8 protein-coding genes are annotated in these 8,932 nt (G+C 55.8%); 5 read left to right on the forward strand and 3 right to left on the reverse strand.

The genetic code is table 11. The features are described 5' to 3' along the window. Nucleotides 1–16 precede the first annotated feature (16 nt). From QZ511_RS08720 to QZ511_RS08735, 4 genes are all read left to right on the forward strand, one after another. Nucleotides 17–1,540: a DNA polymerase Y family protein gene (locus QZ511_RS08720; RefSeq protein WP_295801716.1), complete on the forward strand. Its 1,524-nt coding sequence runs from the start codon at nt 17–19 to the stop codon at nt 1,538–1,540. A gap of 151 nt (nt 1,541–1,691) precedes the next feature. Beyond that, entirely contained in the window at nt 1,692–1,955 is a 264-nt protein-coding gene (locus QZ511_RS08725) for a ribbon-helix-helix protein, CopG family (protein WP_295801717.1), read from the forward strand. Beyond that, the gene (locus QZ511_RS08730) at nt 1,940–2,230 is read left to right on the forward strand and encodes a type II toxin-antitoxin system RelE/ParE family toxin (RefSeq protein WP_295801720.1); all 291 of its coding nucleotides are present in this window, start codon (nt 1,940–1,942) and stop codon (nt 2,228–2,230) included. Before QZ511_RS08725 ends, QZ511_RS08730 begins: the two co-directional genes overlap by 16 nt. 60 nt (nt 2,231–2,290) lie before the next feature. Then, nucleotides 2,291–5,359 (forward strand): error-prone DNA polymerase, encoded by a 3,069-nt coding sequence (locus QZ511_RS08735; RefSeq protein ID WP_295801725.1) that lies wholly within the window; start codon nt 2,291–2,293, stop codon nt 5,357–5,359. Between the two features lie 39 nt (nt 5,360–5,398). Here the strand turns inward: QZ511_RS08735 and QZ511_RS08740 are convergent, their stop codons facing one another. From QZ511_RS08740 to QZ511_RS08750, 3 genes are all read right to left on the reverse strand, one after another. Next, nucleotides 5,399–5,857 carry a pilin gene (locus QZ511_RS08740; protein WP_295801727.1) on the reverse strand — a complete coding sequence of 153 codons (459 nt, stop codon included), beginning with the start codon at nt 5,855–5,857 and terminating at the stop codon, nt 5,399–5,401. Between the two features lie 395 nt (nt 5,858–6,252). Then, entirely contained in the window at nt 6,253–7,071 is an 819-nt protein-coding gene (gene tfpZ, locus QZ511_RS08745; protein WP_295801728.1) for a TfpX/TfpZ family type IV pilin accessory protein, read from the reverse strand. A gap of 67 nt (nt 7,072–7,138) precedes the next feature. Beyond that, on the reverse strand, nt 7,139–7,624 hold the full coding sequence (locus QZ511_RS08750; protein ID WP_295801729.1) for a pilin: 486 nt from the start codon (nt 7,622–7,624) through the stop codon (nt 7,139–7,141). Between the two features lie 469 nt (nt 7,625–8,093). Here QZ511_RS08750 and QZ511_RS08755 point away from each other — a divergent pair. Then, a partial coding sequence (locus tag QZ511_RS08755) for an ATPase, T2SS/T4P/T4SS family (protein ID WP_295801730.1) occupies nt 8,094–8,932 on the forward strand: 839 nt, incomplete at its 3' end.

Here is an 8,932-nt window from a genome sequence, read left to right on the forward strand (position 1 = left end):
AAAGAGAGGCCGCACCATGCTCTGGCTCTGCATCCAGTTTCCCAAACTGCCCCTGGAGGCCCTGACCCGCGCCCACCGCAAGGCCGGCGATGACACGCCGCTGGCCGTCACCCAGAGCAGCCTGATCCTGGAAGCCAACGCCGCCGCCAGCACCCACAACGTAACCGCCGGCCTCACCATCGCCACCGCCTGTGCCTACTGCCCGGCGCTGGAATTGCTGGAGCGGGATAGCGAGCGGGAATCGCAGCTGCTGCAACAGCTAGCCCAGTGGGGCTACAGCTTTACCCCGGTGGTCTCCCCCCGCGGCAGCGCCAGTCAGAAAAGCAGCAGTAAAAATGCCCGCAGCGGGGAAGAAACCGACTGTCTGTTTCTGGAACTAAGCGGCAGCCTGAAAGCCAGCGGCGGCCTCGCGCCCCTGTTGCAGCAACTGCGCAAAGAGCTGCACAAAATGCGCATCAGCCACTTTATGGGCCTCGGCCACAGTCCCAGTGCCGCGCACCTGCTCAGCCAGCTGCCGGAACACCGCCAGTGGCTGGCGGAAACCAAGGCGCCGCCGACACCGCAACAGTGGCGCCAGTGGATCAGCTTCGCCCCCAGCAAACTGCTGGACTGCAGCAACAAGGCCATCGCCAAACTGTATGCCTGCGGCATCAAACGGGTCAGCCAGCTACTGGCCATTCCCCTGTCGGAAGTGGGCAACCGCTTCGGGCGCGGGTTTATCGATTACTTGGCGCGCCTCAACGGCACCCGCCCGGACCCGGTGCCCAGCTACGAGCCGCCACCGGAATTCCACAGCGAACTCTTTTTCCCCAGCCCGCTGGATAACAGCGAGCAGCTCCTGTTCCCCGCCGGGCGCCTGGTGCGCGAACTCTGCAGGCAACTGCAGCGCCGCCAGCTCTACAGCCAGCAATTGTGCTGGGTGCTGGATTACGGCAGCCGTGGCAGTCGGGAAGTGAAAGTGGAGATCTCCCGCCCGCTGCTGGACCCGCAGCGGCTGATCGCACTCACCAAGCTGCAACTGGAACGGGTAGAGCTGCAGGAACCGGTGCAGGCACTGGCCCTCAAGTGCCAGCAACTGCGGGCACTGGAAGCGCAGAGCCTGCGCGAAGATTTTTTTGATGAAGGCAGCAAGCTGCACGACAGCTACCAGCTGATCGACAAGCTCAAGGCCCGCCTCGGCCACCAGGCCCTGTCCGGCGTCACCCTCAAGGAGAGCTACCTGCCGGAGCAGGCCTGGGCCAGCGCCGACAGTCTCAGCCTGCAGAGCCGGCAACGCGGCCACCAGCTAAACCCGGTCAACGCCCCCCGCCCCAGCTGGCTGCTACCCAGGCCAGACAGAATCCAGCAGCGGGACCACAAACTGTTTTACGACGGCGAGCTGCAACTGCTCCAGGGCCCCGAACGCATCGACGGCTACTGGTGGCAACACCGCCGCCACGCCCGCGACTACTACATCGCCCGCGGGGTGCAGGGGAGCCTGTACTGGGTGTTTCAGGACCTGACGTCTGAGGATTGGTATCTGCATGGGGTTTACGGGTGAGAACTTGACCACAGGGTCGAAACTGCAATCGCTGATGGCATGCTCCAATTTCCAACCACCGTTAAACACTGTTTAATTTGTTTAACTCTATTTAACACTGCTATCTGCGTTAAACTAGGCTTAACAACGACCGGTGGCAGGAGAGAGCATCATGCTGGGTGTAAGACTTGATAAAGATCTGGAGCGTCGACTATCCGCCTTGGCGGAAAAAACTCATCGCTCAAAAAGCTATCTGGCCAAAGAGGCACTCAAGCTGTACCTGGCCCAGGAAGAGGCCAAGGAGCGGGAAAAGGCTATTGCACTGGCCCGCTGGGAAGAGTTCCAGCGCACCGGGAAAAGTGCTTCCAACGAAGACGTTATGGAATGGCTCGATAGCTGGGGAACCGATCAGGAAAAACCATGGACCGGGAAATAATCTGGCTGCCGGAGGCGGTAACAGACCTGATGCGGCTCAGAAGCTTTATCCAACAGGAAAACCCCGAAGCGGCCAAAAAAGCCGCAAGGCGGATTCAGGAAGCCATCAAGATCCTGCAGAACAACCCCGAGGCCGGCCGCCCCGTAGAGGAGGCCATGCCATTCAGAGACCTGGTCATTCCTTTCGGTTCAGGAAATTACATTGTGCGCTACCGGGAAACCGTCGCGTCTCTTGTGATCGTGCGGCTACGCCATAGCCGGGAGAACACTTTTTAGGAGACCTGCACAACAACCTGAACCGGTAACCATCGTTGTTGTAGGTATCCGATTCAGGCCATGCAGTACGCCGAACTTTTCTGCCAGAGTAACTTTTCATTTCTGCAGGGCGCCTCGCACCCACAGGAACTGATCGCTACCGCCCATACGCTCGGTTACCGCGCCCTCGCCATTACCGACGAGTGCTCCATGGCGGGCGTGGTGCGGGCCTATGCCGAGCTGGAAAAACTCAAGGCCGAAGGCAGCGAGCTGAAACTCATCTGCGGCAGTTTTTTCCGCCTGCAGGAAAGCAACCAGCAACTGGTCTTGCTGGCACCAGACAAAACCGCCTACAGCGAAATCTGTCAGCTGATTTCCACCTCGCGTCTGCGCGCGGAAAAAGGCCAGTACCAGACCTTTCTGGAAGATGTGCTTACGACCTGCAAACAGGCGATCTGCCTGTGGCTGCCAACCAGCACACCACTGGAGATCCCCCCGGCCCTGAAGCAGCAGTTCAGCCAGCGCCTGTATATTGCATTCAACAACCGGCTGCTACCCGGACAAAACCTGCAATTAACCCAGCTGCTCGCATTTGCCCAATCCCAGCAGCTGCCGCAGGTGGCCACCAACGCGGTACTGATGCACCACCGCAGCCGCAAGCCCCTGCAGGATGTGCTCAACGCGAATTACCACAATTGCACCCTGGATCAGCTGGGCTACCGCCTGGAGCAGAATGCAGAGCGCTATTTGCGCCCCTTGCCGGAAATCGCCTCGCTCTATCCCGAGAGCACCATCGCCAACACGCTCGAGATCGCCAACCGCTGTACCTTCAGCCTGAAGGAGCTGCAATACCAGTACCCCTCGGAAGTCCTCGCCCCCGGTAAAAACGCCAGCGACTACCTGCGGGAACTGGTGGAAACCGGCATCCCGATACGCTGGCCCAAAGGCCCGGAAGAACGCATCCGCAAACAGATCGACATCGAACTGGCACTGATTGCCGAGCTCCAATACGAGCACTACTTCCTCACCATCTACGATATCGTCCAGTACGCCCGCAGCCAGCACATCCTGTACCAGGGACGCGGCTCCGCGGCCAATTCCGTGGTGTGCTACTGCCTGTTTATCACCGAGATCGACCCGCACAAGATCGGCCTGTTGTTCGAGCGCTTTATCTCCCGCGAACGCAACGAACCACCGGATATCGACGTGGACTTCGAGCACGAGCGGCGCGAGGAAATCATCCAGTACATCTACCGGAAGTACGGCCGCGAGCGCGCCGGGCTCGCCGCCACCAAGATCACCTACCGTTTCAAAAGCGCGCTGCGGGATGTGGGCAAGGCCCTCGGCCTCGGCGCCGCCACCATCGAGCGCCTGCAGGCGGAGCGCACCTGGTGGGACAAACTGGAAGACTTTCCGCAGCAGATGCAGAAGGCCGGTATCAACCCCGACAGCACCGCGGGCAAAATGCTGCCGGCACTACTGGAACAGATCTATGGCTTTCCGCGGCACCTGTCCCAGCATGTGGGCGGCTTCGTGATTACCCAGCTGCCTCTGAGCCAGCTGGTGCCCATCGAAAATGCCGCCATGGACGAGCGCACCATCGTGCAGTGGGACAAGGAAGATATCGAAGACCTGAAATTGATGAAGGTGGATATCCTCGCCCTCGGCATGCTCACCGCCCTGCGCAAGTCCCTCACCTATATCGCGCTCTACGGCCGGCGCATGCGCCTGCAGGACATCCCCCCGGACGACGGTGACGTGTATGAAATGATGTGCCGCGCCGACACCGTCGGCGTATTCCAGATCGAATCCCGCGCGCAGATGAGCATGCTGCCGCGACTGCAGCCGCGGCGCTTTTACGAGCTGGTGATCGAGATCGCCATCGTCCGCCCCGGACCGATCCAGGGCGGCATGGTGCACCCCTACCTGCGGCGCAAGCAGCAGCAGGAACCCGTCACCTACCCCCACGAAAACCTGCGCCCCGTTCTCGAGCGCACCTTGGGCGTGCCGATTTTTCAGGAACAGGTGATCAAGCTCTCCATGGTGGCCGCCGGCTTCAGCGGCGGCGAGGCCGACGCCCTGCGCCGCGCCATGGCCAGCTGGGGCAAGAACGGCAACCTGATCCAGTTCCGGGAAAAACTGATCAACGGCATGCTCGCCAACGGCTACCAGCGCAGCCTCGCCGAGCAGCTGTTCGAACAGATGAAGGGCTTCGGCTCTTACGGCTTCCCGGAATCCCACTCCGCCAGCTTCGCCCTGCTCGCCTACTTCTCCGCCTGGATCAAACACCACCACCCGGCGGCCTTCTACTGCGGCCTGCTCAACAGCCAGCCCATGGGCTTCTACGCCCCCGCGCAACTGGTCTACGACGCCCAGCGCCACAACGTAACCGTACTGCCCATCAACGTACAGTACAGCCACTGGCACCACCGCCTGGAATTGCCGCCATCCCGAATCCCGGCCCTGCGCCTGGGCATGCGCCTGATCAAGGGCCTCAGCGAACAGAGCGCAGAAACCATCACCACCCAGCGCCAGCAGGGAAACTTCACCAGCCTGGAAGACTTCCACCAGCGAGCCCTCCTCTCCCCGGAGCAACGCGCCGCCCTCGCCAGCGCCAACAGCTTCCACACCCTGGCGGAAAACCGCTACCAGAACACCTGGCAAGCCCTCAGCCACCAGCTGGAAAACCTGCCAAGCTGTACCCTCCTGCCGGAGAACACACTGGAAGACAACACCTACAGCGACTACAGCAGCACCGGCCTCAGCCTGCGCGAACACCCCATCGCCCTGCTGCGCAAACAGCACAAATACCGCAACCTCCTCAGAGCCTGCGACCTCCCCCGTTGCCGCGACGGCCAGCAAGTAAAAATACTCGGCCTAACCACCTGCCGCCAACGCCCCGGCAGCGCCTCGGGGGTGATGTTTCTGACCCTGGAAGACGAGACCGGGGTAGTGAATGTGGTGTTGTGGGAACAGGTGCAGCTGCGCTACCGGGCGGAAATCAAGGGGGGAAATATTCTGTTGATTGAGGGGCGGTTACAGGTTTCTGATGATACCCGGGAGGGGAAATATTCAGTAACTCACCTTATTGCACAAAAAATTCTCTGCCTCGAATACGAGATACTGCAAAAAATCAGAAACTTTCATTAATGAAAGAACATTAGAGTAAACAACCAAAAAATGTATATTCTAGCGACAATTTGGTGGAAAAAACCTAGCGAGATTAGGAGCACTAACACTACATTGCCAAACAATAATTCCCGAATAACCAGCAACCACAGGTGTGACCCCATCCATCTGGAACGGCGTTAAAATCACATTACTCAAGTCAAGTGCAGGGTTGCCTGAATTCTGCACATCTATCGTAATTACACCATCAGCCACATTCACCGCCTCAACAAAACGGGAATCACCCTGCGCACCACTTACGTCAAGGCCTGCGGCGCCATTATTCACAGGTAAAACTCCTGCGGACTGAAAAGACTCAACGACAGCAGACTTCGCCTTAGCAGCAAACGCCATCACTTCACTCATCTTCGAACGTACTGCGTAGTCTGAATAAAGGGGAATAGCAACTGCAGTCAAAATCCCAACGATAGACACAACAATCATCAATTCGATTAGCGTAAAACCACGAAAATTACCCACAAAATAACCTCAACCTAATAAGTGACACTTACCAAGACAGAAGTAAAACACCAGCTCCTGCAATCACTAAGGGCGAGTTTAGTAGGTATTTATTGCTTCACTAGAAATACAAAGAAAAAATAAAAACTTTGGTAAAATTCCACGCAAATAGGCATGAGATTAGTTAAATACGAATAAATATCCGCAAGCAGCAATGTATATATGAAAGGGTTCAACCCTAAAGAAAATAAAATTTACAGCATAAACACGACTTGCAAAACACCAGAAACCATGATGTTTGTCTAACCCAAATTTTTCCAAAGCTGGGAAGCGGAACCTACGCCCCCGGAAGCGGCACCCGCTAGATATGGCTGGCTAGCAGATCACCGCGCAATAACATCAAACAAATTCTATCGTTAAGTCCAAGGGGAGAGGTCTACAATCGCCACAACTTCCAACGACTGCTTTTTAACCAACACCACCATCGGTTTGACAGTGGCCATAAGTGGCAGCCACGCATCCGCTTCAGGCCACTGCTTAAGAACCTCCACGACCTGCGACTCAGAGTTAAACTCTTTAAGCCGCTCAAGTGGCTGAGCACGGGAACCTATGTCCTTAGCAACACTTTTGATGGGATGGTAAAGATAAGGGCGATGCTGGAGATCTGCGCCACCAAACACCGATTCAAAGACAATGTCTGAATCCGCCTTGACATCATCGGGGCGGACAGCCGCTACCCAACGCGGCCCTAATACTGGCGCGGATGCATACTCAGGCGCGACGTTCTCCGAAAAGCGCGAATCAAGGTCAATCGGGCGCACAGCGTCAAAACGGTCGGTCGTAAAAACCAGCCAAGCCGGACGCCCCTCCGCCACAGTGTGAAGACCGTAAACCAAAGCCCCAACTTGTAATACGGCGATAACGGCCAGGTCGAATTTCAGGGTTTTCTTACCTTGCTTGAAAACACAGAAGGTGAGAACAGGCCCGAGCGTGACATCGACCAACAGCATCACCAGGAAAACATGCGTGACCCCCATTGCCACCGACAAAGGGGACGGATACCAGATACGGAATACCAGAAACAACGATGCCAGTGCGACGAGAAGGGAGAGCGAGAAATGAACTGCGAAAGCGCGAAGACGATCTAGCATACCGGAACAACTCAACGAAAAATTAATGCCATCCTGCGCAATATGCTCCTGAATGAAAAGCCCCGCATTCGCGGGGCTTTTCAACAAAGTCCAATGGGAGGCTGTTCCCGCGCAAAGGCAGACACAGGACCTCGCCACTTTGACCTACTACTTACAGACCGCCGAGAACGGCCTGACGGCAGCTCGCTGGGAAATATTTGTAATCAGCGGCAGCAGCATTGGTACCGCAGGACCAGCCCAGAATAGGATCCGTAGCTGCGACCATTGCCGCTGTACGCGCAACGTCAGTGGTCGGCTGCAAAAGAATGTTTGATCCATCGATACTAGCGGCACCACTATTTTGGATATTACCCGATGTAATGATGCCGACACCAGTTACAGTCAGGCCAGCAGCCATATATTTGGTGGTAGCAGTGGAGCTACAGCCCGCAGCGTTAGCGTTAGCGGGGAAGGTACCGTTTGACTGAATAAATTCAGTAACCGCATTTTTACAAGCACCAACCTGCAAGTTGACTTCGGTGATCTTGGTGCGAACTGTGTAGTCTTGGTAAGCCGGCAGCGCTACCGCAGCCAGAATGCCGATGATCGCAACCACGATCATCAATTCAATAAGAGTAAAACCCTGTTGATTTTTCATTGTAACCGTCTCCATACAGACTGTTGTTTTTTGGACGAAATCCCGTGAGGAAGTCGGCAGTTACGATACAAGGATTTTGGCGAAACGCGCAAGCATGGAAATTGCCGTACTACCGCGAAATGCCATGACAGCCACACCCAATCAGGCTATTTATTAGACGAACATTACATTTATTAAACAAAATACTAGCGAAGTGACCATTTTCGTCAGTTTTGGCCGCGTCGACTCTCTTCGGGCCATCTTACCAGACTACCTGTTCTCCGATTATCGTTTGCCTGATTTTGGTGAGGGATAGAATTTAGAAATATACAACTCAGACGCCACTTTAAAATCATGGTTTAACACTGTGATCTGATTGCTATCTAGGTAATTGGCTGGTAGAGCTTAATTCGCTATATTGGAAACATGCGTTGACGGGAAAAGAACCGCCACAACAGGTCAAAAAACAAACAATGGTAACTCTCCCAATATGAGCAGCACCTCCCTAAGTGGGCTACCCAAGCGGCTAGTAGTCGACGGCTCCATCGATGAAACAACTGCCCACTCTGCACTAAATGCAGCAAAGCGTGAGGGACAGAGCTTCGCCCAGCATGCGGTGGAAAGCAAATTGATCAAGAGCCGTGATCTGGCCAATATCGCCAGCCACGCTTTTGGCAGCCCCTTGTTTGACCTGAGCAGCTATAACTTCGACCTTCTACCTAAAGACATAGTCGATGAAAAACTGATCAGCAAGCATTTCGCCCTCCCTCTATATAAGCGCGGAAACCGACTATTTGTTGCAGTAGCAGACCCCACAAACCTGGCTGGACTCGACGAGATCAACTTCAATACCGGCCTTAACACCGATGCGGTACTAGTGGAAACCGATAAACTGGCCAAGGCTATCGAAAGTTACCTAGCCAATAGCGACGATATCGGTGGTGGCCTAGAAGGGCTGGATGACGAAGATCTCGACAGCCTGGAAGTGGAATCAAGGAACTCCAACAGGAATGACGATAACGAGCCTGGTGGGGATGAAGCCCCGGTTGTACGTTTTGTAAACAAGGTGCTATTGGACGCTATACGCACTGGAGCGTCAGACATCCACTTTGAGCCCTACGAGAAAATCTACCGCGTACGTATGCGTACCGACGGTATTCTCCATGAAGTAGCCCGCCCCCCCATTCAGCTTGCCAGTCGCCTTTCGGCCCGCCTCAAGGTCATGTCGAAAATGGATATCTCCGAGCGGAGGGTACCCCAGGACGGCCGCATCAAGATGAAGCTGTCGAAGACCAAGGCCATCGACTTCCGGGTCAACAGTCTGCCCAC

Origin of the sequence: uncultured Microbulbifer sp. (genome assembly GCF_913055755.1) — a bacterium.
GTDB lineage: Bacteria > Pseudomonadota > Gammaproteobacteria > Pseudomonadales > Cellvibrionaceae > Microbulbifer.